This window comes from uncultured Maribacter sp. (genome assembly GCF_963977385.1).
Taxonomy (GTDB): Bacteria; Bacteroidota; Bacteroidia; order Flavobacteriales; family Flavobacteriaceae; genus Maribacter.
The window spans coordinates 56058-81823 of record NZ_CAXBOU010000003.1 but is presented as its reverse complement, the minus strand read 5'-3'; the positions used below and the strand labels follow the sequence as shown (position 1 = coordinate 81823).

16 protein-coding genes are annotated in these 25766 nt (G+C 35.9%); 4 read left to right on the top strand and 12 right to left on the bottom strand.

Annotated elements, in window-relative coordinates:
- Positions 1–49: 49 nt before the first annotated feature.
- From AAC084_RS05730 to AAC084_RS05710, 5 genes are all read right to left on the bottom strand, one after another.
- Positions 50–1363 carry an amidohydrolase family protein gene (locus tag AAC084_RS05730; protein ID WP_339838107.1) on the bottom strand — a complete coding sequence of 438 codons (1314 nt, stop codon included), beginning with the start codon at positions 1361–1363 and terminating at the stop codon, positions 50–52.
- Between the two features lie 113 nt (positions 1364–1476).
- Positions 1477–3027: a RagB/SusD family nutrient uptake outer membrane protein gene (locus AAC084_RS05725; protein ID WP_339838105.1), complete on the bottom strand. Its 1551-nt coding sequence runs from the start codon at positions 3025–3027 to the stop codon at positions 1477–1479.
- 27 nt (positions 3028–3054) lie between these two features.
- Positions 3055–6378 carry a TonB-dependent receptor gene (locus AAC084_RS05720; protein WP_339838103.1) on the bottom strand — a complete coding sequence of 1108 codons (3324 nt, stop codon included), beginning with the start codon at positions 6376–6378 and terminating at the stop codon, positions 3055–3057.
- A 193-nt stretch (positions 6379–6571) separates the two neighbouring features.
- A complete protein-coding gene (locus AAC084_RS05715; protein ID WP_339838100.1) occupies positions 6572–7693 on the bottom strand; it encodes a FecR family protein in 1122 nt (373 codons plus the stop codon).
- Between the two features lie 150 nt (positions 7694–7843).
- Complete coding sequence (locus tag AAC084_RS05710) at positions 7844–8425, bottom strand: sigma-70 family RNA polymerase sigma factor (RefSeq protein ID WP_339838098.1); 582 nt, start codon at positions 8423–8425, stop codon at positions 7844–7846.
- A gap of 684 nt (positions 8426–9109) precedes the next feature.
- On the opposite strand from AAC084_RS05710, the gene AAC084_RS05705 reads away from it, so the two are divergent.
- From AAC084_RS05705 to AAC084_RS05690, 4 genes are all read left to right on the top strand, one after another.
- Entirely contained in the window at positions 9110–10726 is a 1617-nt protein-coding gene (locus tag AAC084_RS05705) for a glycoside hydrolase family 31 protein (protein ID WP_339838096.1), read from the top strand.
- Between the two features lie 275 nt (positions 10727–11001).
- Complete coding sequence (locus AAC084_RS05700) at positions 11002–11877, top strand: glycosyl hydrolase family 28 protein (RefSeq protein WP_339838093.1); 876 nt, start codon at positions 11002–11004, stop codon at positions 11875–11877.
- Between the two features lie 27 nt (positions 11878–11904).
- On the top strand, positions 11905–12372 hold the full coding sequence (locus AAC084_RS05695; RefSeq protein ID WP_339838091.1) for a glycosyl hydrolase family 28 protein: 468 nt from the start codon (positions 11905–11907) through the stop codon (positions 12370–12372).
- Between the two features lie 378 nt (positions 12373–12750).
- Positions 12751–13764: a zinc-binding alcohol dehydrogenase family protein gene (locus tag AAC084_RS05690; protein WP_339838089.1), complete on the top strand. Its 1014-nt coding sequence runs from the start codon at positions 12751–12753 to the stop codon at positions 13762–13764.
- A 1079-nt stretch (positions 13765–14843) separates the two neighbouring features.
- On the opposite strand, the gene AAC084_RS05685 is transcribed toward AAC084_RS05690, so the two are convergent.
- From AAC084_RS05685 to AAC084_RS05655, 7 genes are all read right to left on the bottom strand, one after another.
- Positions 14844–16379, bottom strand: a complete 1536-nt coding sequence (locus AAC084_RS05685) for a sulfatase-like hydrolase/transferase (RefSeq protein ID WP_339838086.1) — start codon at positions 16377–16379, stop codon at positions 14844–14846.
- Positions 16380–16701: 322 nt separating this feature from the next.
- Entirely contained in the window at positions 16702–18555 is a 1854-nt protein-coding gene (locus tag AAC084_RS05680; protein WP_339838084.1) for an arylsulfatase, read from the bottom strand.
- 324 nt (positions 18556–18879) lie between these two features.
- Positions 18880–19215, bottom strand: a complete 336-nt coding sequence (locus AAC084_RS05675) for an L-rhamnose mutarotase (protein WP_339838082.1) — start codon at positions 19213–19215, stop codon at positions 18880–18882.
- A 187-nt stretch (positions 19216–19402) separates the two neighbouring features.
- Positions 19403–22573, bottom strand: coding sequence for a PVC-type heme-binding CxxCH protein (locus tag AAC084_RS05670; protein WP_339838079.1), 3171 nt, complete (start codon positions 22571–22573; stop codon positions 19403–19405).
- Positions 22574–22578: 5 nt separating this feature from the next.
- The gene (locus AAC084_RS05665; protein WP_339838075.1) at positions 22579–23553 is read right to left on the bottom strand and encodes a Gfo/Idh/MocA family oxidoreductase; all 975 of its coding nucleotides are present in this window, start codon (positions 23551–23553) and stop codon (positions 22579–22581) included.
- Positions 23550–24569, bottom strand: coding sequence for an NAD(P)-dependent oxidoreductase (locus AAC084_RS05660; protein WP_339838073.1), 1020 nt, complete (start codon positions 24567–24569; stop codon positions 23550–23552). Before AAC084_RS05660 ends, AAC084_RS05665 begins: the two co-directional genes overlap by 4 nt.
- A gap of 28 nt (positions 24570–24597) precedes the next feature.
- Positions 24598–25710: an alcohol dehydrogenase catalytic domain-containing protein gene (locus AAC084_RS05655; RefSeq protein ID WP_339838071.1), complete on the bottom strand. Its 1113-nt coding sequence runs from the start codon at positions 25708–25710 to the stop codon at positions 24598–24600.
- Positions 25711–25766 lie beyond the last annotated feature (56 nt).

Genomic DNA, 25766 nt, shown 5'->3' with positions numbered 1-25766 from the left:
TATTTCAATCTTAATAATCAATCCTAACAAAATTAATTTTGTAGTAAGGTTATTCTAGCCAGATACCGTTTAGCATTACTTTTTCAATGTTGTACATATCTTTGATATCGGTCACCGGGTCACCTTTAATTAAAAGAAGGTCTGCTTGTTTTCCAATTTCGATACTTCCAAGGCGATCGTCTATCTTTAAAAACTTAGCATTTTCACTGGTAGATGCCTTCATAATTGCACCATTACCCATTCCCGTCTTTGCCAGTAAATCCATTTCATGTTGATATGACCAGCCCATTTTCGCATAAGGTACCCATGGACCATGAGAACCAACTGCAATTCTGACATTTGCCTTAGCACATCTTCCAATAAACTCACTCATGTGTTGAAATGCAATCAATGCGGTACTATCATTCTTTTCACCTTCAATTATATACTCGTAAGGCCCTAAAGTTGGAGTTAAAAAAGTCTGATTTACTTCTAAAAATTTTATTAAGGAATCAGCCCTCTTACCATTTACATCAATGTCTTTCCACATTTCTAATCGACCAGACAACCTTGCTTTATTGTTCGCCATCATTTTTTGTCGAAACTCTTCAGCTTTTCTTTTTGAGACTAGTGCAGTACCAAGAGATGTTACATGTTCTACCCCGTCTAAGCCAGCCAAAACTGCTTGCCTTACATCTGTAATTTCTAAATGAGCGGTTACTGGTAGCCCCTTAGCATGAGCTATATCACTCACCTCTTTAATTAAACCAAGAGGCAGATTTTGATAAATTTTAATAGCTGAAACATTCTGACTGATTAGATAATCCATTGCTTCCTTAACTTCAGCTTTATCTCTAACCATATAAGAATCTTTAGGCCATGATGGTGGTGGCATATCTATATGTGGCCCAGTCAAAAATAATCTAGGGAGAGGGTCTCCTGTTTGACGTTCAAAATCAAAAGCTTCTATCCATTGCCCAGGGTCTCTTACCGATGTTACACCGTTACGAACAAATTTTGTAGGGAAGTGTTTAACATGATCATAATGAAAATGCGCATCTACCAAACCAGGCATTAGAGTAAAACCATCACCTTCAATAATTTCAGCATTCTCAGGAATTTCGATGTCATCTATGAGACCCACTTCATCAATTAGCCCATTACGAACTATAACTGTAGAATTATCAATTGAGGACACTCCTAATCCATCAAAAAGTGACACTCCAACAATAGCAATTACGTTGACCCCAATAGGAATCTCGTCATGGTTTACCTCTACAGGGTGAAATTCAATTTTCTGAGTAGAACCTTGTTCTTGCAAATCTTCTTTACAAGAGAAAAGCACAAATAAAATCGATAGATATAACAGGCTATATTTCTTCATTTTAGCTTTATTTTATGTTACAAAATCAGTGTCTCTAATTCATTATTTTTTTATTAAAATAAAGGCATTCTTCCTAAGAGTGAATGCCTTTAAAAAACTCAAACAACAAATTCTTAATATCCTGGATTCTGGACAAAATTCTGATTCTTGTCAATTTCACCTTGTGGTATAGGCCACAAGTATCTAAACTCGCTAAAATTTGATTGAGGCTCCAGTCCAGCAGGTCCAAAGACTTCACTTCCTAAATCCTTACGGACTATATCGTACCATCTTTTAAATTCAAAAGCTAATTCTATACGTCTTTCTTCCAAAATTATAGTTCGTAAATCATCTTTACCGGTTGCCATAACATCTTCAGGATAAATGGAAGGAGCGTAACTATCATAACCACTTCCATAAAAATCAATCGTTCCCGAATTTCTAGCACGACCTCTAATTTGATTTACATAACCTATAGCTTCAGCCGTAAGAGCTAATTCATTAGCAGATTCCGCGGCAATAAGCAATACCTCGGCATATCTAAAAGCTGCATGATCAAAATCAGATCTCCATCCAGCAGTGGTCCTTCCTTCACCAACAAATCTATTAAACTTTGCTATATGAGGTCTAGCTACCTCGAATTCAGAAAATGGTCTGACAATATCTGTATCATCAGCCAATATCAACGAATCGGCCATACTCACTTTAAGTCGATAATCATTGGAATCCCAATTATTATACACATTAATATGGGGAACCAGCATACTCCATCCCCTAATAGGTTTTACGCCACCTTCAACTCCGTTAAATGGACCAATTTTATTATCATTTTCATAGGTAATTGGGTTTGGGCTTTGCCCTGTTTGATTACCCGTAAAATCTATAGAAAAAATATACTCTTGGGAAGCCCATTGTTCACTTTCTCTAAAAACATCTTGAAAATCATCTGCCAATCCGTAGTTTAATGCCCCTGCATTATCTATCACCCATTTTGCATTATCATACGAATTTTGCCAATCTTCTCTAGTCATATATATAGAAGCTAAATATGAAGCCGCTGTCCCTTTTGAAGGTCTAGATCGAACACTACCCCGTGAATCCATCTCTAAATTTTCGAAAGCAAAGGTCATATCTTCTATAATTTTCGCATACACTTCTTCTGATGAAGATTGTTCTATGCTTAATGGGTCAGATATATCAGGACTATCGATATAAGGTACATTACCATATATTCTAACTAAATGGTAATACAAAAACCCTCTAACAAACCTTGCCTCGCCTTCTGCCAAATTTTTGTCTTCCTCATCAATATCATCACCTAAAAGACCTATACCATCAATAGCAGTGTTCGCAGTGGCAATAGCTTGATATGCCGAAGCCCAAAAACCACTTACAAAAGAATTTGTTGGGGTAACCAAGAATGGGCTAAACTCGGTATAATCGCTAAATTCAAGTCCATTATCAACCATATCACTTGACAGTTGCAAAGGCGTGGTAAGTCCACTTCCGTAAAAATTTCCGGATGCCATTAAGCCGTATGTACCATCTGTCATTGCATTGACATCATCTATAGTATTAAAAAAACCTTCTGGACTCAATGTACCTACCGGTTCTTCATCTAATTCTGCGCAGCCAACAACAAATGTCAAAATAGCTAGTGCAGAAAATTTTATTATATTCTTCATAATTATATCTTTATTTATTGTTATATACTAGAATCCAATATTTAGACCCAATGTGTATGATTTTACATTTGGATAACTACCATAGTCAAGTCCAAGATTACTACTAGAACTACTATATCCAACCTCAGGATCAACACCTTTATAATCGGTTAATGTCAATAAATTTTGACCACTTATATAAAGACGGGCCGACGACATATTGATTTTAGATAGTAGTGATTGTGGAAAATTGAAACCTAAAGAAACATTTTTCAACCTAACATAACTAGCATCATCTACCCATCGATCCGAAGTCACAAAACTTCTGCTGATTCTAGCCTCAGGTATATCCGTATCCGTATTTGTAGGAGTCCATCGATTAAGCGCTTCAGTAGTTACATTAGTTCTTCCGTTTAAGGCTCCTAACTCCATAAGGGAGTAATTTAGCATTTCACCACCTTCTGATCCTTGAATAAAAATATTAAGACTTAAGTTCTTATAACTAAAATCATTATTCCAACCCCACGTAAAATCAGGATGAGGGTTCCCCATAACACTACGATCGTCATCTGTTAGTTCACCATCCCCATTCAGGTCCTTGAATTTTTCACCACCAACGTCTTCACCACCTACAAGTACCTCATCGGCAGATTGTACAACTCCATCATAAACATAACCCCAGAATTGACCTACAGACAGGCCTTCTCTTAATATTTGTGTATTCCCTGCTCCAGCTAACGGTGCCGAAGAATAGTAAATATCATTGCCTTCTGTATCGTTATCAACAAGTTTGATAATCTCATTTTTATTAAATGAAATATTCGCAAAAGTTTTCCATTTAAATTCACTCTGAAAAATAGTTGCATTTAGTGCAAACTCAAATCCTTTATTTTCTACAGTCCCAATATTTTGCAGCTGAGTTTCGAACCCAGTATAATTTGGCGTAGGAACGTTAAACAAAAGATCATTTGTTTTCATTATATAATAATCTGCAGTAAAGCCGAATCTATTCCCCAAAACTCCAAAGTCCAAACCAATATTAGTCTGTGTAGTCGTTTCCCATGTTAAATCATTATTAGAAATGGTTGAAGGTCTTAACGCTGTAACTGCGTTACCCTGAACCGTTGTGAAAACATCAGAGAATGTAGCCAAAGATTGGTAAGGGCTTATCGCCTGATTACCTACTTGACCGTAACTAGTACGAAGTTTTAGTAAACTAATAGTATTTGAATCGACTAGAAAATTCTCATCAGAAATTTTCCAACCAAAAGCGGCAGAAGGAAAAAAGCCATACTTATTATTCTCTGCAAATACAGAAGCCCCTTCGTAACGACCAGTGAACGTAAATAAATACTTATCGTTCAATGTATAGTTCAACCTTCCGAAGAAAGCTTCAAATGTTGAATTTGTCAATTGCGAATCAACAGAAGGTGTGTTTGTACCCGCACCTAAGTTCCAATATGAAAAAGAATCAGAAATAAAACCGGAAGCTATCGTTGTAGAAAACTCCGTTCTATCTTTTTGATAAGAATAACCGGCCATCAATGATACATCATGAATATCACCAAATATTTTGGAATAATTTAAATAATTTTCATTGATTAAACTAGTATACTTAACATTTGTAAGAGTAGCCTCACCCCCAGCACTACTACCGCGCTCTAAGGTTGTTGGATAGTACTGACCAGTTCTGGAACCACTCACCTTTACACCTAATGTAGACTTAAACTTTAAACCTTCGGCAATACCGATTTCCGCATATACATTTCCTTGAAATAAATCACTTTCAACTTCGTTTTGGTATTCGGTTGCCATAGCATAAGGGTTATCAATAGGATAACCTACAACACTTAATGAATTATCGCCATTTTCATCTTTAACCCCCTGGGTAGGCGAAAATTTATAAGCTCCTGATACTACACCAGTTTGCGAAGCATCACCGCCTTCTTGTGTTCTTACCCCATTTCGATTGGTTCGTCGTGCAAAAATACTTGACCCAATATTCACAGACTCTGACACCTTTAAATCTAAATTGGAAGTAATAGAATACCTTTTATAATCCGAATCTTGAATAACACCCTTCTGATCAAAAATTGCTCCGGATAAATAATAAGTTAATTTATCTGAACCACCAGCAACTGAAAGCTGATAATTTTGAACCCCTCCAGGTCTGTATATTTTATCTTGCCAATCTGTTCCTTTTCCTGTTAATTCTGGAACAAAATCAGGATAAAGTTCTTGAATATAACCTGTAAATTGATCTGCATCAAGTAGATCTAGCGTATTTATCTCTTTTTGAGAAGAATATGATGATGAAAAACTAAATTGTGCTTTACCTTCAGTACCTCTTTTTGTGGTTACAATCACAACCCCATTAGCCCCTCTAGCTCCATAAATTGCAGTAGAAGAAGCATCTTTAAGAATCTCCATAGACTTAATATCCTCAGATGGAGGCATAGTCCCGCCAATAAACCCATCAACAACAATTAAAGGATCATTACCAGCATTAATAGAAGTATTACCACGAATTTGGATACTATACCCTGAACCAGGTGCTCCATTTGTAGATTGAACAGTAACTCCGGCTGCCCTACCCTGTAATGCTTGAGTTGCATCCACAACTGGAAAAGCAACTAAATCTTCAGCACTAACGGAAGAAACAGAGCCAGTCAAGTCACTTTTTTTAACACTTCCATATCCTACAACAACAACTTCATCTAATCCAGCAGCATCCTCCTCTAAATTTATGGAAATATTTGTTTGTCCATTAAGAGATAATTCACGGGTAGCAAAACCTAAATAAGAAATTACTAAAACTCCATTACCATCCTCGACTTCTAAAGAAAAATTACCATCAAAATCAGTTTGTGTTCCATTGGTAGTCCCTTTTTCTACAATACTTGCGCCAGGCAAAGGTTGTCCTTTAGAATCTAGAATTACACCTTCAACTAAAGTTTGTTGAATAGAAATAACAGTGCTTAGCTTCAAACTTTTAGCTGATGATTTTGGAATTCTTCTAACCAAATAAATACGACGTTTATTTATATTAAAGGTTGACTTAGTATCCTTAAATATGTTATTTAAAATAGTATCGATTCCTTCATTTTTTACATTGACCGAAACAGTCCTATTTAAATCTACGTCTTCAATTTTATAGACAAATTGAAATTCAGTGGTGCCTTCAATCTCATCTAAGAGTTGACCAATAGAAATATTGTTTAATTCTAAAGTAATTTTCGTGCGTTGTGCATAGCTATCATTGGCTTGTAGACTAAAAAAAGTAACCAATATAAGCAGCGTACTTAATTTCATTTTTAAATTATAAGAAGATAAAGGATATCGGCTTCTTGAGTAGTTAAGAAGTTTTTTCATACTTTTAAGGTGTTAAAATGTGGTTATTAATATTATAATCACTAGTACTAAATCGGGAGATGTTCGAGCATTTTCCGATTTTTTTTGTCTATTACAACAAGTTGCAGTCAGTAATCTTTTTTTTTGGTATTCTTTTTAGATTTTAATTTCACTTCATTAGCATCTATTTTTGATAGTTTACAACTTTTATTTATCACTCAATTACAATCTGATTATCATCAATGATTTCAAAATCAAGACCGTAGTTAAATTTTAATTCTTCAAGTACTTTTTCAATTGGTTGATTCCCAAAATTAGCATTGAATTTCTTTAAAGACAGAACTTTGTTTTTGTTGACAATAGAAACATTATAATGCCTTTCAAGCCTTTTGATTATGTTTTCAAAAGTCATGTCACGAAATATTAGTTCACCGTTCATCCAAGAAGTGTACATATCAGTAACGACTTGATTTTTGTCCATTTCTCCGTCAATCCTATCAAAGCTACCCTTAAACCCCGGTTCTAATAAAATTTTATTTTGGCCGTCATTATCGCTTAAACTACTTGACATACTGACAGACCCCTCAACAAGTACTACTTCTGTTGTTGCATCTTCTGGATAAGAAGAAATATTAAATTGTGTTCCCAATACTTGAACATTTAATTTACCAGCATTTACTATAAATGGGTGTGCTGAATCTTTTGCTACGTTTAAATAAGCTTCACCTGAAATAAAAACAGTCCTATCCTGACCCTCTAAAAACTTAACTGGATACTTTAGTGACGAGCCTGAATTGAGAGTGGCCATGGTACCATCAGATAGTTTTAATTCAAATTTTCTACCGAAAGGCACAGTTAGGGTATTAAATACAATTTTCTCAACACCGCTATTTTCTGAATAAACCAATTGATTTCCATTTTGCCGACCTAGTATGGCACCTGTCTTATCTGTTACTTTAACAGTACCATTTTCTTCAATGATTTGTAAGCTTCCATCCTCAAGCTCTAAAGTAATTGCGTTATCCGGTATTATATATGAAGGCGCTGGTGTAGTATTAATATAATTATACCCTAGGGCCATTCCAATAAATATAGCAGCACTCGCAGCTATTAATCTCCATGTACTAGTTTTACCTTTTTTCAAGTTACTCTGAACTTTGATTTCTTCCCATAAAGAATCCTGAACATCTTTCTTGTCGGATTCATTCTTAAAAGGCAAATCTTTATTCACTGAAGAAACCTTATTACTGAATTCTTCGAGAATACTCTTCTCTTCCTCAGAAATTGAGCCATTTAAATGTTTTTCCAATAATTCACGGAATTCGTGTTCACGCATATTTATATCTCTATAAATATATGAACCAATTAAGCCTACGAACTCACATTAATTAAATGAGTTTAACATTTTTTTAATATTTAACAATAAGACAAGTCTCATTTATTTTCAAAATATAATGCGTACAAATTGGAAACTTTTCTTAAAAAGTTAATTAAAAAAGAAGAAAATAATTAATGGTAATTTATGTAGGACCCCCAAGTTTTGTCTGATTAACTTAAGTGCCAAGGATACCTGATTTTCAACTGACCGTTTAGATATACCTAATTGTGAAGCAATTTCTTCATTACTATTATTTTCAATTCTACTTAATTGAAAAACTTGTTGACATCTTGGAGAAAGATCCTTTAAAGAATTGGTTATAACAATATTAGTTTCCTCTAAATCATACTGATTTTCGACTTCGGGGCTAGAGAACCGTAATGAATCGATAATATTGAGCTGAACTGTATTGAATTTGTTATCTCTAAAGTATTTAAAACAACCATAACTGACCGACTTAAATATATAAGCTTCAAAATTTACAATCACTCTACTTTCCCTAGTTTTCCAAAGTTCTACCCAAATGTCTTGCACAATATCTTTAGCAAGATCTCCATCTCCAAGTATGCTTTGAGCTTTCAAAAACATGGATTCCCAATACAGCTCAAACAATTTATGAAACGCTTTTTGGTTACCGTTTCTAAACTGAGAAAGAAGCAATTCGTTAGTGTAAGCTTTTTCTTTAGACATTGTAATCGACAATTCAATTATGAGCCATGATAGATTATAAATGTATAAAAAAATACATTAAACAGCCTTTTGAAAATTTTGAATATGAAAATAAAAAGGTTGTAAAACCCAACAATCAACAATGAATTGAGCTAAATAAAAGTAAAAAAATGTACTAAAAATATCGTAAAACTGTAATGTTACATTACCATTATTAGCAATAATATTTATATAGGACAATGCTAAATTGATGTTTCACAAGACATTGTAAAACAAAAAACAATAACAAAATAAATTAACAACAGGTTTAAATTATTTCAACTTCAGTATTAAAATTCAATCCATATAATCGATAGAGATGAAAGTAAATTTGACAATAACTTAATATTCAAGAAAAGCTTGAACCTACGTTTATTTAATTAAGCTTATTAATATTTGTTCATTATTAAACCAATAATTTGGTCTTACTTCTAAAATTTAGATAACTATTTGATTTTCCCCAGACGGAATAAAGCCAGTAATTTCAATTTTAAAATATTAATAAAATGTTAAACTCGTTTAATTGATGTGAGTTCGTAGGCTTAATTGGAACATCCATTTATAGAGGTGAACGTAACTTACGTATTAAGGGTATTTTTAAATATATAATTTCAGATTTTAAGACAGAATTTTCATTGTCCACTTTTACATAAATCCATTAAAAAAATGAAAATATCACTATTAATTTCATTCATATTAACAACTGTTTTTAACGTTTATTCTCAAAACAAAGACCAGGTAGAGATAACAATATTGGAAAACGAATATTGGTGGGGCGGACTAAGTGCTATTGGTCATAATACCCCTTACGATTCAAAAACAATTGAAAAGCATGACCTTTGGGGTGACAACAAAGGTAATCAAGCGCAACCATTGTTATTATCTAGCAAAGGCAGATACGTTTGGAGTGAATCTCCAATAGAGTATTCTTTTGAAAATGGCCATATTACAGTTACCACAAGAGATGGTAAAATTGAATTTGGAACTGCAGGTAAAAATTTGCGTGATTCCTATGATTATGCCGTCACAAATTTCTTTCCTCCAAATGGAAAAATTCCAGAGAAACTATTGTTTACAAAACCGCAATACAATACTTGGATAGAGCTGACTTATAATCAAAACGAAGACGATATTTTAAAATATGCGCAATCAATAATTGATAAAGGATATCCACCAGGGGTGTTAATGATAGATGATAATTGGCAGGAAAATTATGGCACTTGGGAGTTTTCGCCACGTAGATTTAAAGATCCAAAAGGAATGATAAAAAAATTACATAACCTAGGTTTCAAGGTTATGCTGTGGGTGTGCCCTTTTGTAAGTGCAGACACAGAAATTTTCAGACATTTAGCCAAGGAAGGAATGTTGTTACTAGATGCTGATAAAACACAAGATGTACTATGGGCCAATACGAAAAATAAGGCTGCAATAATTAGATGGTGGAACGGTGCCAGTGCTTGCCTAGATTTGAGCAATCCGAAAACCCAAGAATGGTTTGAAACAAGACTTAAATTTTTGATGGATGAATATGGGGTGGATGGTTTTAAATTTGATGCTGGCGACGCTGATTTTTATACTGGTGATATTGTTTCTTTTGTACCCGACATCACGCCAAATGACCACACCACTTACTTTGCAAAACTTGGATTGAAGTTTCCTCTGAATGAATATCGAGCATCGTGGAAAATGGCCGGTTTACCTTTGGCACAGCGACTGCGAGACAAAAACCACAATTGGGATGATCTTGAAAAACTTATTCCAGATTTGATGTCTCAAAGTATAATGGGGTATGCATATACCTGTCCTGATATGATCGGTGGTGGAGAACACCAGTCTTTTGAAAATTCAACAACAATTGATGAGGAGTTGGTGGTACGTTCGGCTCAGGTTCACGCTTTAATGCCAATGATGCAATTCTCCGTAGCACCTTGGCGGGTTCTTTCCGAAAAAAATAATCAGTTATGTCTTGAAGCTGCCTTATTACATGCTAAAATGGGTAACCTGTTTTTAAATTTAGCCGAGGAAGCTTCCCTAACCGGAGAACCTATAGTAAAACCTATGGCCTTAGCATATCCAAATAGTGGATATGAAACTATTAAAGATCAATTCATTTTAGGAGATAACATATTAGTTGCTCCAGTAGTTAAACAGGGGGTACGCAAACGAAGTGTAGTATTACCAAAAGGGAAATGGAAAGCGGAGGACGGTGAAAATTTTAAAGGAGGCCGCACCATCGAGATTGAAGTTTCACTGAGTCGTTTACCCTATTTCACCAAATATTAAGTTTTCTTTTGTATTGTCAAAAACGATGGCGCGAATAGCAATTTATTTATAACTCACCATAAATAAAAAAGTAAAAGAAGCTAACTATACAAGACATTTCTTGTAAAAAAATAACGTTAAGCTATTGAGACTAATTAACCGTCTTGAATTATTAACCTACTTAAAAATTCGAGCTAACCTATGTGCAGCAAAAGTAGAGTCTCCCTAAAAGTCATATCAACCTTAGCTGGTTTAATGGTTATCAAATCAATTATCAAGCTAAAATCTAAATAATAATGAATAAAACAAGTATAATTTTAATCGTAATTTGTTTTACATTCTTAAACTCTTGCAGAACAGAAAATCCCTCAATTAGTGTCCATGAAATAAGTATGGAGGCACCTTTTGATATGCCAAATATTAAAATACCAGACTTTAGTACTTCTAAGAGAATGTCAATTTTAGATTTTGGTGCAAAACAAGGAGATAAAGAAAAAACATCTAAAGCTATAGAACTGGCAATTAATAATGCTAACAGTATTGGTGGTGGAGTGGTTATCATACCGGAAGGAGAATGGATTACAGGAAAAGTTCACCTGAAGAGTAATGTTAATCTCCACTTAAATAAAGGAGCTATTCTTGTTTTCTCAGAGGATCCTGCCGATTATTTACCTCCTGTTCATACAACATGGGAAGGAATGGAGTGCTACAATTATTCTCCATTAATTTATGCCTACAAATGCAAAAATATTGCAATAACCGGAAAGGGAGAAATAAAGGCTAAAATGGATGTTTGGGAGACCTGGTTTTTACGTCCCCCGGGTCATATGAACAACCTAAAACGTTTATATCATTTGGCTTCTAAAGGTGTTCCTGTGGAAGAAAGACAAATGGTAAATGGTAGTTCGCATATGAGACCTCAATTTATTCAATTCAACAGAAGTGAAAATATATTATTAGAGGGGATAACTATTACCAATAGCCCATTTTGGGTCATTCATCCTTGTTTATCTAAAGATGTTGTTATAAGGAATGTAAAAGTTAGGGCACATGGACATAATAATGATGGTGTAGACCCTGAAATGAGTCAGAATATGCTAATTGAAGACTGTATTTTTGACCAAGGTGACGATGCCATTGCAATAAAATCAGGACGTAATCAAGATACATAGCGTTTAAATACTCCGACCAAAAACTTGGTGATCAAAAACTGTATGGTAAAAAATGGACACCAGTTATTAGCCATCGGAAGCGAACTATCTGGTGGAGTAGAGAATGTTTTTATGACTAATTGTGAAGTAGCGGATGATGCAAAACTAAACCATCTAGTTTATATTAAAACTAATGAACGTAGAGGGGGATATGTTAAGAATATTTACGTAAATAATATTAAAGCAGGTAAAATAGATGAAGGTATTCTTGGCGTTGAGACAGATGTATTATATCAATGGCGAGATTTGGTACCAACATATGAAAAAAAATTAACCCCTATAAAGGATATTTATCTAGATAATATTAAATCAACGGATGTTAAGTTTATTTCAAGAGTTTTAGGTCAAGAAGAATTACCCGTTGAGAATGTTTTATTTAAGAACGTTTTAGCCGATACAGTTAGGAACGAAAAACATATACATCAGAACATTCATAATTTCATGGAAGAGAAGTGAAAGAAATATTTACTACCACCTGTAAAAAATAGGTCTAAAAAATTTGTTTCATCACCTTTTCACCAAAACCATTTTATAAATTTTTATTTCAATCTTTTAATTTTATTGAGAGCCGACAGTAACAAACTATTTGCCTTTAATTCATTTTCTTATCTCCAAATAAATAAAATTCAAAACAAAAAACTATAGGCTCTTTTACAACTTAATTTTTAACTACTTTGCTTTGAGAAAAATAATATTTTTGAATAAGTTTAAAATATAAATACTTTTATTCGTTTGCTCATACCCTTTTGTGATTCTAAAATCAAGTTAGTTTTATATAATTGAGAGGCTCATGCTTTTGGTAAACATTTTTAAATCTTAAACACAAAGGAAATAATGAAGTATATAGTATGTGAAAAGCCAGGAGAGTTTATTCTCAAAGAAAAGGAAAACCTAAAAATAAAGGCCGGAGAAGCAATATTAAAAGTCAAAAAAGTAGGAATCTGCGGGACTGACCTACATGCATATGCTGGAAATCAAGCCTTTTTCACATACCCTAGAATACTGGGTCATGAATTAGCGACAGAAATTTTAGAAATCGAAGAAAACAATCGGAATCTGAAGCCTAGAGACAATGTGGTGGTTATGCCATATATAAGCTGCGGCAAGTGTATTGCCTGTAGAAATGGAAAAACAAATTGCTGCACTGACATTAAGGTCTTAGGCGTTCATACCGATGGCGGAATGCAAGAACAAATCAGCGTTCCTATAGATCTCTTGATTCCTGCAATCGAATTGAGCGATAATCAAATGGCTGTTGTTGAACCTCTTGCTATTGGTGCACATGCCATTAGAAGGGCTCAATTAGTTCAAGGGGAATTTATTGTGGTTATCGGTTGTGGTCCAATAGGAATTGGAATTATGAAATTGGCACAATTAGCAGGCGCTAGGGTAATTGCAATAGATGTAAACCAACAACGCTTAGAATATGCAAAGGAAAAAATAGGTGTAAATCATATTGTTTTGGGTGATGCTAACGCCGCTAAAAAAATAACGACAATTACCAATGGTGATATGGCCACCGCTGTATTTGATGCAACAGGGCATAAAGGAGCCTTAGAAACTGGTCCTGATTATATGTCTCATGGAGGAAGGTATATTTTGGTCGGACTCTCAAAAGGAGAATTAGTTTTTATCCATCCAAAAATTCATGCAAAAGAAACAACCATCATGTGCAGTCGAAATGCCACTTTAGAAGATTTTGAGCATGTTATCTCTGTATTGGAAAAAGGGAAATTCCCTATCGATTCCTTTATTACCCATAATGTTGGGTATCAACAAATGATAGCAAATTTTGATAAATGGTTAGACCCAGCAAACAGAGTCATCAAGGCCACTGTAGATTTTTAAATTACACTACTTCTTCTAAAAAAGGTTTTGTGCTTGTGAAAAATTACATTGCGGGTATAGAAAAATAGACATATACCTAAATTTCACAGACAATGGTATGAAGTTAGTAGAATATCAATTAAGTGATATGGTTTTATTTCAAAACAGTTTTTACAAATACACACTAAAGAAAATGTTTTAGCCGCCTTAACAGAATTCAGGAGGCAATAATACTGACTTTCTTAGCGTTGATAGCTGCCAAAAAAATCGAACAAAAACCCGCACCTTTAATCATTTAACTAATGGTTTAAACCATTAAAAATATACCTGATTTTCAATGGTTTATACCTATACAGCATCTTACCTTTTAATCGTTTTGGGTAGCACTACCGTATTATCATAGTTCCCAAAATTTAATGGTGTAAAAAAGAATAAATGAACCGTTGCAATACACACATCAATACCGAAATATTGGAAAGTTTAAAGATGGCCTATTCTGAGAAGATAATAGCTGTAGGTTCGTAAATTATAAAATTATGTTTTCCTAGTATTTAGGTTGACACTCTCCTTACAACAGCCCTCAAAATACTCAAAAGAAAAACGTGGTAGTTTCCTTTTCTTCTTTTCGCCTTTTCGCCTTTATTCGTAGTCCGATGATTTTTTCTTATTTATTTTTATTTTCTTTTTGAGTTCAACCTAAAAAGTTCTTTAATCCTTTTTAAAAATCCACTACAACAATGATAATATTTCAACAGGCTTTGAAACTGGTAAAGCATATTGATAATTCTATATCAGATTTTTCAATTCTTGCACGTTTGCATCGTTTTAATCTAATCTACTTCGCCTCGAATGAAAAGGAAAGATTTACTTGCATGACAATATACATCTCAGAAAAAAAGTACCATGAAATACAAGATAGGTGTTATCAGAAAGTTCTTCCCTAAAGAGAAAATATTTGAATTTAGTTATCGATTAGCAATCGATTAAAATAATAATAATATTGCATAATTACAGACCCATTATATAATTTAATTTTACAACCTCATTCGAGTCCTAAAGAATTAGTGTTTTGCCTTTATGACTTAAATAAAACTTTTCAATTATTTGAACATTTTATTATATAGATTTTCAAGTTCCAACTTATCGTCCATTGTTTTTTGAAGTTCCAGTAAGTCTGCAAATAGCGTTTCAACTTTTTTTGAATATTCAGGATTATTGGCCAGATCATTCATTTCCTTGGGATCCCTCTCCATATCGAAGAGAAGCACTTTATCAATTTTTGGATAAATTAAAAGTTTAAACCCATCTTTACGCAACATACGCTGTACATCCATATAGGCACCGTACACCCCATTATAATGACTTACCTTCCTTACTCCCTTAATGATATCCATAAAACTGTTAAACTGAACATAATCAGGTTTCTCAACCGATGCCAACTCTAGGGTAGTTGCCATAATATCCTGTAAGTATACATCTTGATGTAAAAGTTTGCCTTTTGGTATACCTGGACCTACTACCATCATTGGTATTCGAACGCTATGGTCGAACATACTTTGTTTTCCAATCAATCCGTGATGACCAACAGAAAGTCCATGATCCGCTCCAAAAAAGATATAAGTATTATCCATTTTCCCTGAAGCTTCTAAAGAGTCCAGAACAATACCGATCTGCTCATCCATATGGCTCAAAAGGGCATAATATTCTTGACGGTGTACTTTTACAGCATATTCCGTTCTAGGAAATGGGGCAAGTGCCTCGTCCCTAAGACTTGGAGGATTACCCATATCGTCCTTCCATGGATATTCTGACAAAAAATTATCGGGAACCTTTATCTTTTCCAGTGGATACATATCCAAAAACCTTTGTGGTGCCTGTCTAGGGTCATGGGTGGCGTTAAAGGCCAGGTACATAAAGAATGGAGTTTCTTTATTATTTGCATTTTTTAAAAATGACAAGGCATCGTCACGCACCACTTCGCTCCAATGTTTTCCTCCTTCCCAAAACCCACCTTGTAATGTATCCGTAGGAGACCACTCAGTATCATCCGGACCAGTGGGGCGACCATAGCCCAAAGGCATATAATCGTTCCAGTTTTTCATATTTCCAGATTCCTCTTTCCATTTTTTTATAGCAGCATCTAATTCGTTTGCGTGATCCCCGGGCATACCCGGACGTATGTGCTTTGCCACATTAAAAATAGTTTCGGCTGGTGCCTGTACATGCCATTTACCTGTCATATAGGTGTCATATCCCTTCTTTTGGAGTAATCTACTCCAAGTTTGATTCAATGCAGTTGAATCTCCCTTAGACCATAATTCGCTTTTATCCTGGGCATTCCAAATATAGGAACCCGAAATGATCATGGCTCGGGATGCCACGCATATGGCCCCGTTCCATCCGCCCATATTGTACGCATGGGTAAAAGAAGTGCCTTCATTTACCAAGCGATCTAAATTAGGAGTATAAACTTCATCAAATCCTAAAGCCCTAACACTTTCAAAAGTCTGATCATCTGCAAACAAGAAAACAAAATTGGGCTTATCTAAAACCTTATCGTCCTTTTCCGGTCCCTTAGATTTACATGACCCAAGCAATAGGATTGCAAGAAGTGGCATAAATTGAAGTATTCTCATAAATATGAATTTAGATTTGTTATAAAAATTTAATTCTTCCTTTCAATATTTTCATCAACATCGTTCTAGGTTTTGGAATACCCAAAATGTTGTTCTATTCATCAATGTATTACTCATACATATTAATCTATTAATGGGGGGCTTCTCCCTGAAAATCAACGTCCAAGGTTCTTTTATTTTCTCTACCTCGCCAATTATATTTTAGTGCATAAACACACCATCAAAAGGATGTTTATTGAATTAGACTCCCCAGGTTTTCAAACTCTTCAAGAGTGATTTACCTTATTTAATAACACACCGAACATTTGATAAAAGATGACTTTTATAATTTCTCTACATAAACATAATACGCAGGGTACACTCTACCATCTTTATCTATAAGTTGAGCCTCCATATCATATTTACCGGCGGAAATCTTGGCAGTAAAGGACACTTCCTTTTGTCCAATTTCAATTTTGTCCTCTTTTTCCACATCCGCAACATATAAATAGGCCTTTTCAAAATCAGACTTTACACTAGCAGGCATAGAACTCTCCAACTCCACAATTTCTTCATGTGCTGGAAAAGTTTCATTTATGGCCAGTCCACTTTCCCTTGGAAATCGGCGTAGACTAATTTTATATTCTCCGTTCTCCACAAATTCTATTTTCCACTTTCCGGAAACTTGAGTAGCGCTTACAGCTCCATATTGATGCCACATACTCTCAAATTTACCAGTCAACATATCATGAGTGGAAATTCGGCTAGGGTTTTCCTGGGTCGTCCCTACTTTAATATAAGCATAACGTTCGTTGACACCTTCATCCATAAATGACTGCCACCATTTTTCATATCCCTCGGCCAGTTTTTCAACCACCTCGGGGTGCTGGTCAAAAACATTTTTAACCTGACTTCGATCACTGTTCATATTGTAAAGTTCAGTCCCGTTCACAAAACGCCAATTATCATCCATAACGGAATATTTCCTGTATTTCACCAAGTTTTGGAGTCTTTGGGTATCTATGTACAGAATACGATTGGGCCAATCCGCTACCTGGTCATAAAGCAAAGGCTTCAAACTTTTACCATCTAAAGGTTTCACCGGATTAAAATCGAGGCCTAAAAGATCTACAAATGTTGGTAAAAGATCGTAAGCCGCTGTCAACTTATTAATATCCTTTCCTCCGGTAAGTTGTCCATTGGGCCATCGAATAAAAAGAGGTACCCGGTGTCCACCTTCGTACTCACTTCCTTTCTGCCCCCGTAGTCCAGCATCATAAACCTTATTTCCTCCAGCAGTACCATTGTCCGTCATAAAAATCAGAATCGTATTGTCTGCTATCTTTAATTCATCCAATTTATTTTGTAACAATTTAAAATTATCGTCGATATTGGTTATCATGCCGTAAAAACGTTGTTGCTGCTCAGGAATGCCTTTAACATCCTTATACATATCCAAATATTCCTTTGGCAGATTTAAAGGACCATGAGGCGCATTTGTGGCGATATAACAGAAAAAGGGTTCGTTTTTATTTTCTTCTATAAAGTCCATTGCTTCGGTAAAGAAGACGTCGGTACAGTAACCTTTGTATTTTTGAGTTTGTTCATTGTGCCAATAAGTATCATCAAAATAATCGTTACCCCAATAATCAGGGCTTTGTGTTATTCCACCACCACCATGGCGAACAACTTCATGAAATCCCCTATCTGAAGGTCGGTATGGATAATTATCTCCTAAATGCCATTTTCCGAACATCCCATTAGTGTATCCGTTTTGAGCCATTATTTGTGGTAAAATCACCTCATCTTCAAAAAGTAAAGACCGACCCGCTATCGTGTGAAAAACATTTATTCTATTGGTATGCCTCCCCGTCATAATAGCTCCACGTGTAGGAGCACATGTAGTAGACACATGAAAATTGTTAAATCGGACGGACTCCTTATAAAATGCATCGATATTGGGTGTTTTAATATAAGGATTACTATAGCAGCCTAAATCACCCATTCCTTGATCATCTGTAATTACGATTATCACATTTGGTTTATTCTTTGACGTACTTTGCGCATTTAAAACCATTGGAGATACAAAGAGTAGCCAATACCCCAAACCATATATTAGAGAATTTCGAGTATATAAGAGGTAATCAATCCCAATTTTTAAATCAAATTTTTTTCTTATCAATAGCATTAAAATCATTTCCTACATATTTTTATTAATCTGCGATAATTACTTTTTAAACATCTAGTCTTTAAGCTATTTGATTCTATTCTCGCAATTAGCTCTTGTATTATGGATGTTCAAGAAAGGTCAAAAACATGACAGAAAAGCAAAATCGATTTTCACGTACAACTGAACAAAATTAACAACTGTCTTCTATATCAAATTAGATATAAGGGACTGGACATTTATAAATTATATCGTTTACTTTAAGCTTATCTTCAAGATACATCGCTCTAGATTTAGAAAGCTCCGTTTAAACAATAATATTCAAACAGCATATTAATTCTTTACAAAATCAATTTAAGCGCTGAAATTAAAAATTTTATCCATTAGCATCCATTTTTCTCCTGGTTTAGCAAATGGTAGCGCTTTTTGATAATTCCACATTAACACCTCCCAATCTTGAACCCGAGAATTATTCACGTCCATTTCACTTTTCTTTTCAAAGGAGAAATCTTCATTTACTTCGATGATCATAAATAGTCTATTTTCAATCCGGTATATTTCCATATTCATAATTCCAGAATCCCTAAGGCTCTTTAAAACTTCGGGCCAAACATTTTTGTGGTACACCTCATATTTAGCAATTAAAGCGGGATCGTCTTTTAAATCGAGTGTTAAGCAATGCCTTTTCATTGGTCTTTTTTTTAAATTTTATTATATTTAGTTTAAAACCTTCTTGATCATATAGTCATAAACATCCCACAACGAATCCATAGGTCTTTCATATATTCTGGTTGAATAAGGGTTACTTATTTATCTTCTACAATGTTGGCAACTTACCCTTTCGTATGAAAAATGCACAATTTTAACATCGTCAGCCTTATTCCATAGGATGTTGGAGCAATAATTCAGCCGGCTTATAAAACCCTTCTTTATCTTTTGTACTCTCTCTAACTTTTTTGACCATTTGCGGAGTTATTACGGTAGCCTTATTGCCAAAAGTATTACGTACATAAGTTAAGACCGATGCGACCTCATCATCGTTTAGCATGCCGCCAAAGGGTGTCATGGGTACTTGACCAGGATAAGTTTTACCTAACATTTCTAAAGGACCTAAAAGGCCATGTAAGGTTAGTTTAATAAGTCTTTCTTCACTACCTGTTACCCATGGTGATTTTGCCAAAGGAGGAAATTGAGAAGCACTTAATCCCTTACCGTCAGGTTGATGGCAGGTTACACAGAAGCCTTCACGGTTATAGATTTGTTCACCTTTAACGAACAATTTTTTCGATGCACCTTCTAAATCGGTTTTTGTACCACCCTCAGGATCTTGCCCAACATTTACACCTTGAATATGGGCTAGTGCGGCTTCAAATGGTTTTTCCATCCAACTATCTAGTGGCATTTTTCCTGCCACTTCTAAGATGCTTAAGCCCTTTTCTTTATCTAGCCACGACGCGGCCACAAGCGCTTCTAAACGCACACGCGGATTTTCATCCTTTGCGGCAGCCATTAACAAATCTACTTGGTTATCGATTTGATGACCAGAATACCGTAATACTTTGACTGCAGCGGCACGTGCCCTAAAGTCCATAGCTTTTAAAACTTGATTCAACAAATCAGCATCGACTCGGTCTAACCCCCAAGTAACCCATAAGGCTTCCAATAGGTGGTGCTCATATTGTGGGTCCTTTTTATCCAAAGTATCGACCCATTCCCCAAGCTTAGATAATACAGTTTCAAAATCTCTAGCTCGTAATTCCCTTTTAGTTCGATACCGTGTTCTAAATTCAGGAAGTTTTAAATTATCCAGCAATTCTTCGATATTTGCATCAGCTACTTTAGCTGGCTCAACCAAAGGTCGTGATGGATACGTGATCCTATAAATTCGCCCATGAACATGGTCTCGTAACGGATCTCTGGCATTGTGCTGCATATGGCCAACCAAAACATTATGCCAATCAATTAAATACAACGAACCGTCAGGAGCAAATTCCATATCCACAGGTCTAAAGTTGGTATCTGTAGAAGTAACCAAATCTTGCCGATGCTTACTCACATAGCCAGAACTATTCGGGTCATCGACCATTGTATGTTGTTTGGTACCCAAGAAACCAATTGTATTATTTATAATTAAATCTCCTTGAACTTCATCGGGAAAATGACGGCTTGAAATAAACTCAAGTCCCGAAGTAGGTCTTACACGATGTTCGTCCTGTATCAAATTTTCAGGTAACGGGCTAGCTTGCCCATAACGCGGTTTAATCGTACCTGGTGTCATCCAAGTCATGTCAGGCCCAGACGTATGAGCGAAAAATGGTTGCCCCCAATCATCGAAGGCAATACCCCATGGATTGGGAATAGGAAGTTGCGCTGTACGTTCTAAATAATGACGTTGCGGACTATAGCGGTAAAAGCCTCCGTTGGTTGCACGAACGGGCCCATAAGCGGTCTCTATATTAGTGTGTAAAAACACCCCTTCACCCATGTAAATTGCCCCGGAAGGATCGGAAGCAAAAGCCCCCGCAGTATGATGGGTATCGTGGTCATCGAATCCACTTAAGATAATTTCCTTCTCATCAGCTTTGTCGTCACCATCGGTATCCTTTAACAAAACAAGATTGGTTCCTTGAGAAACATAGACCCCCTCAGGTGCAAATTCAAATCCAATCGTTAAATTTAAATCGTCAACAAAAGTAGTTTGCTTGTCTGCCTTACCATCGTTGTCCGTATCCTCCAATATAATCAGTTTGTCTTGGGGTTTGCTATCTCCAGGTTTATAATGGGGATAAGATGGCATAACTCCCACCCAAAGCCTACCTTTATTATCAAAGGATAGCTGAACCGGATTCGCTAAATCTGGAAAATCTTCTTCCGAAGCGAAAAGTTCTATTTTATATCCGGGAGCAACCTTAATTCTATCTAAAGCATCTTGTCCATATTTATATCCATCTTCAACATTACCCATACCATCGTCATAATTTGATTTTACAGGAGGAAGCGTTCTTGTTTTCGCATCTGCAGCGGCCAAATCAAAGCTTCTACCTTGAGCTGTTTCCCATATAGCCGTATCTCGAATAGCTATCATTTGGTTGATTTTCTCTTTTTCAAAAGGATAGTTGTCAGGACCAAAAGGATCGTAACGACGACCCCAAGCATGAACCCCGTTGGGAAGTTTAATTTCATTGTGCCAAAACCAGTTTTTTTCCATAACGGCTTCGTGAACTAATTCGCGGGACACTTCGTTCGAAACAGCTACTTTTCCGAAAACCTCATCAGCCAGTAAGTTGGCGAATTTCCGATACCCCGAATCATTTAATTGAAACCCATCTGCGGTAATTGCGCTTTCAGAATTCATCCATGTTTTACTTGGGGTAAAAGCATCTATAAATGGAACTTTATTTCGACCCGCAACCTCTCGCATAGCTTCTGCATACAATTTCAGATTTTTATTTTCTTCGATACCGTTCGGCAAATCCATTTTCGCGGAGAGATCTTCAAAAGCTATGGGCGACACTAAAACTAATTCAGCAGATCCAGTTCCATTATACTTTTGTTTCTGAGAATGTATTATAAATGCCTCAAGTTCTTCCTTAAAATTTTGCAATCCCTTTTCACCTTCAAAAGATTCATTATATCCGAAGAACGCGAGAATGACATCCGCATCCAAATTAGACAACCATTCATCTTCCGTTGGAAAAAAACCGATACTTCCCGATTCATTTCCTAACTCATCTTGATGGAATTTTTCCGCACCTGGAAAGGCCCAAGGTAACTTTCTTGAGGAATGTGGTCTAAACCCAGGCGTATTACCCGGGTCGGCCATATTTCTAATGAACAAAGAACTGTCAGGATAACGCAAATGCATTTCGGTCTCAAAATGCCCAAAATTTAACATTCGAGATGCTAAATTATTCCCTATGAGAACGATATGGTCATTTTTATTCAGTTCAATTACACCCTTTTTCTTTTCGCTACATCCTGTAAACAGTATGGTCAACAATAGTAATGCTCCGATAACTACTTTCATTTCTTTATCAATTTTATCCATGATTGTTATTTCTTTAAAGTAACGTGAATCCCCTTTTCTACTGATAGTTCACAAGCTTCTATTATTTTTTGACAGGTAATTGCATCTTGTAAGCTAGAAAGTGGCTTTTCACCTAACCGTACCACACGATCTATAAAATGTTTAGCCGTATTTTTAATAGATTCAGAATAATTCTGATACGTTTGAGAATGCGCTCCGTTTCTGTCGTTAATCACAAAATCACGATAACTGTATCGCGTACTACCTTTGGTACCTATCACCTTTATAATACAGGTCCAGGGATCACCTGCATGGTCATCGTTCGCAAAACTTGCACAAAGATGACTTAGCGTGCCATTTTGCATTTGAATATTTGCCATGGCCACATTTTCCTGTGGGGCGATCCTATCATCTACCGTGTTTTTAAAACAACTGACCGTTTTCGGTTCTCCGGCTAGATACAGCATCGTATAGCTGTGATGGGTCAATATTTGGCGAATAACTCCTGGATAACGTGCACGTATTTCATCGGTATGATGAATGTTATACATCATATAAAACTGTACAATATCACCCAGCTTGCCATCTTCTATCATAGATTTTGCACGCTCAATTCCTGGTTCATAGATATAATTGTGTACAGGCATACATTGCACTCCCGCTTTTTGAATAGCTGCTTGCATTTCCTTCAATTCTGTACAGTTCGAGGCGGCTGGCTTTTCTACTAAAACATGTTTTCCCGCTTGCGCAGCCTGTATTGTATACTCACAATGGGTTTCCATATTTGTTAAAATGAAAACAGCATCTATTTCAGCATCAGCGAGTAATTCTTCAACAGAATCATAGGTCTTACAACCGAATTGTTCAGCCTTAGCTTTTGCCTTTTCAGGAGTGCGATTCCATAGTCCAATCAACTTGGCTCCTGTTAAATCATTAATCGCTTCTGCATGCAGATTGGCGATATCGCCTGCACCAATAAATCCGATTCCGATGGTATTCATGATGCTGGTGTTGAATATTCAAGTGTTCCATTTTCGGCCATCTTTTTGAATTCTAAAATTGACTTTCGAATTCCTTCAGAAATATCGGTAAGCGGAAGATTTTTGAAGGTGCTCGCTATTTTTTTATGGTCTAAATCGCAAATAAAAAGATTGGGCGGTGCATTTTCAACAATAGAAAAATCGACATAATCACCCATATCCAAGGCTATTGCCTCTTGTTTTACCAATTCTAGAAATGACCTTATTGGAATAGTTTCGCCCTGAATATTAAACGCCCCAAAACCTTTATAAGGTTGTAAGGTAACGGCTGCGAATTGCGCACCAACGTCTTCAACAAAATGGTAGTTTTCCTTGCCTTGATAAGGCATTTCGAAAGTCATTAACTCACCTTTAACAGCCCCCATGGCGATTGCTTTCAAAGCATTGGTCGGTGCCGACGTTTTTCCTTTATCCCTTCCTTTACCATAGGTTGTATTGATTCGAAGGCAAATTGTGGGTACCTTGGTATTGCCATAAAACAAGCGTGCCAAATGTTCACCAGCCAATTTCCAGATTCCATAGTGGTTAGGTGGAGCTAGTGGGACATCTTCTGGAATGATATCTTGCGAATACAATGACCGCATACCATATACCGCAGCAGAACTCGCAAAAACGAAACGTTGCAAATCAGTAAGTTTTTCAGCAGCATCAAAAAGCGCCATCGTTCCACCAGTATTGATTTCCATACCACCGATATGGTCACGAGAACAATCGGGACTCTGATAGGCACCCAAGTGAATTATATGTGTTGGATTGACCTCTAGCAAAACACGCTCAATCTCAGCATAGTTAGAAACATCTAGAGTTACAAACTCTAACCTAGGATCTAAGTCTTCACCTAACCATAATTTTAATGGGTCTGCATTGTTAGAACGAGTAGCTATAACTATTTTACCTACTTCCTGCGACTGTAATAGTTTAAAAATTGTAACGGAACCTATACATCCTGTTCCGCCTGTTATGAAAATTTTATGCATTATTTTTTATTACTGGGAAACCTCCCATTTAATTCATTTTAATCACTGCTTTCATATTTTTAGCCTTGATAGAATCTTCAAAAGCTTGGGTCACATTTTCAAAATCATATAGGTCTGTGTAATGTTCAGTAGGAAAAACACCTGTGACCATTAATTTCATTGCTGACATATAATCCGCTCGGCACGACCCCATAGAACCCTTAATGTTTAACGATGTTCTTGTCAAATGCGTAGCATTTATAGGTACATCTTTCCCGTAAGTGGCAATCACACAAATATCACCTTCGGGACGAACCACGTCAATTGCTTCAGATAGTACGGCAGGAACTCCCGAACATTCAATCAATAAATCTATTTTTCCATTGGTCCCAAAAGGAATGCCTTTTTCATCAGTAATTCCATTTTGCAATTGGTTAGTCAAGGAATTTTCCGGCGAAACTTCCAAAGTAATGAAGCCTCTTTCTTTCGCTTTTTTCAAACGAATATCTCGGTCATGTGCTATACCGGTCACAGCAACTCTTGCTCCCGCAGCACGTGCCACTTCAGCTGACATCAATCCTATGATTCCACAACCTGTAACCACAACATCTTGCCCTGGTTTTATATCACATTTGTTATAAAGCGCATTTGTGATAATCGATAGGGGTTCTACCAAAGCACCTTGTACAGGGGTTAACCCCTTCATCAACGGAACTACACGGTCAGATTCTAAAATAACACGTTGACCAAACCCCCCATTTCTATGAAAACCAATAATTTGTTTTTGGGGACATAGATTCCATTTTGACACACTGCATGCAGGACAATTTTCATCTTGGCAGCCTAACATTGCAAGTGGCGTAAATACATCTCCTACTTTAACATCTCCATGATTTCCAGGCCCAAGTTCGATAACCTCTGCACTAAATTCATGCCCGATGATACGCGGACGTTCTACCCAGTCAAAATTTGCCTTCCCAATGGAGGCACTATTATCAGAACCACATATTCCCGTATATAATGTCTTGGCAAGAATCTCACCTTCCTTCAATTTAGGAATATCCATATCTACTATAGCAGTATTGGCAGTAACGTTCTCGGCATTAGGATAAATTTTTTCTCTTCCTTCTAAACAGAAGCCCTTTATTGTTTCACTCATCATTTATTTGTTCGTTATTAGTAGAAGGTAATAGGACCATAAGTCCAAGTTCAAAAAAT

Excerpts from the sequence above, each read along its gene's own strand:
- AAC084_RS05730 (WP_339838107.1), bottom strand. The coding sequence starts at position 1,363 with ATGAAGAAATATAGCCTGTTATATCTATCGATTTTATTTGTGCTTTTC.
- AAC084_RS05725 (WP_339838105.1), bottom strand. The coding sequence starts at position 3,027 with ATGAAGAATATAATAAAATTTTCTGCACTAGCTATTTTGACATTTGTT.
- AAC084_RS05720 (WP_339838103.1), bottom strand. The coding sequence starts at position 6,378 with ATGAAAAAACTTCTTAACTACTCAAGAAGCCGATATCCTTTATCTTCT.
- AAC084_RS05715 (WP_339838100.1), bottom strand. The coding sequence starts at position 7,693 with ATGCGTGAACACGAATTCCGTGAATTATTGGAAAAACATTTAAATGGC.
- AAC084_RS05710 (WP_339838098.1), bottom strand. The coding sequence starts at position 8,425 with ATGTCTAAAGAAAAAGCTTACACTAACGAATTGCTTCTTTCTCAGTTT.
- AAC084_RS05705 (WP_339838096.1), top strand. The coding sequence starts at position 9,110 with ATGAAAATATCACTATTAATTTCATTCATATTAACAACTGTTTTTAAC.
- AAC084_RS05700 (WP_339838093.1), top strand. The coding sequence starts at position 11,002 with ATGAATAAAACAAGTATAATTTTAATCGTAATTTGTTTTACATTCTTA.
- AAC084_RS05690 (WP_339838089.1), top strand. The coding sequence starts at position 12,751 with ATGAAGTATATAGTATGTGAAAAGCCAGGAGAGTTTATTCTCAAAGAA.
- AAC084_RS05685 (WP_339838086.1), bottom strand. The coding sequence starts at position 16,379 with ATGAGAATACTTCAATTTATGCCACTTCTTGCAATCCTATTGCTTGGG.
- AAC084_RS05680 (WP_339838084.1), bottom strand. The coding sequence starts at position 18,555 with ATGATTTTAATGCTATTGATAAGAAAAAAATTTGATTTAAAAATTGGG.
- AAC084_RS05675 (WP_339838082.1), bottom strand. The coding sequence starts at position 19,215 with ATGAAAAGGCATTGCTTAACACTCGATTTAAAAGACGATCCCGCTTTA.
- AAC084_RS05670 (WP_339838079.1), bottom strand. The coding sequence starts at position 22,573 with ATGGATAAAATTGATAAAGAAATGAAAGTAGTTATCGGAGCATTACTA.
- AAC084_RS05665 (WP_339838075.1), bottom strand. The coding sequence starts at position 23,553 with ATGAATACCATCGGAATCGGATTTATTGGTGCAGGCGATATCGCCAAT.
- AAC084_RS05660 (WP_339838073.1), bottom strand. The coding sequence starts at position 24,569 with ATGCATAAAATTTTCATAACAGGCGGAACAGGATGTATAGGTTCCGTT.
- AAC084_RS05655 (WP_339838071.1), bottom strand. The coding sequence starts at position 25,710 with ATGATGAGTGAAACAATAAAGGGCTTCTGTTTAGAAGGAAGAGAAAAA.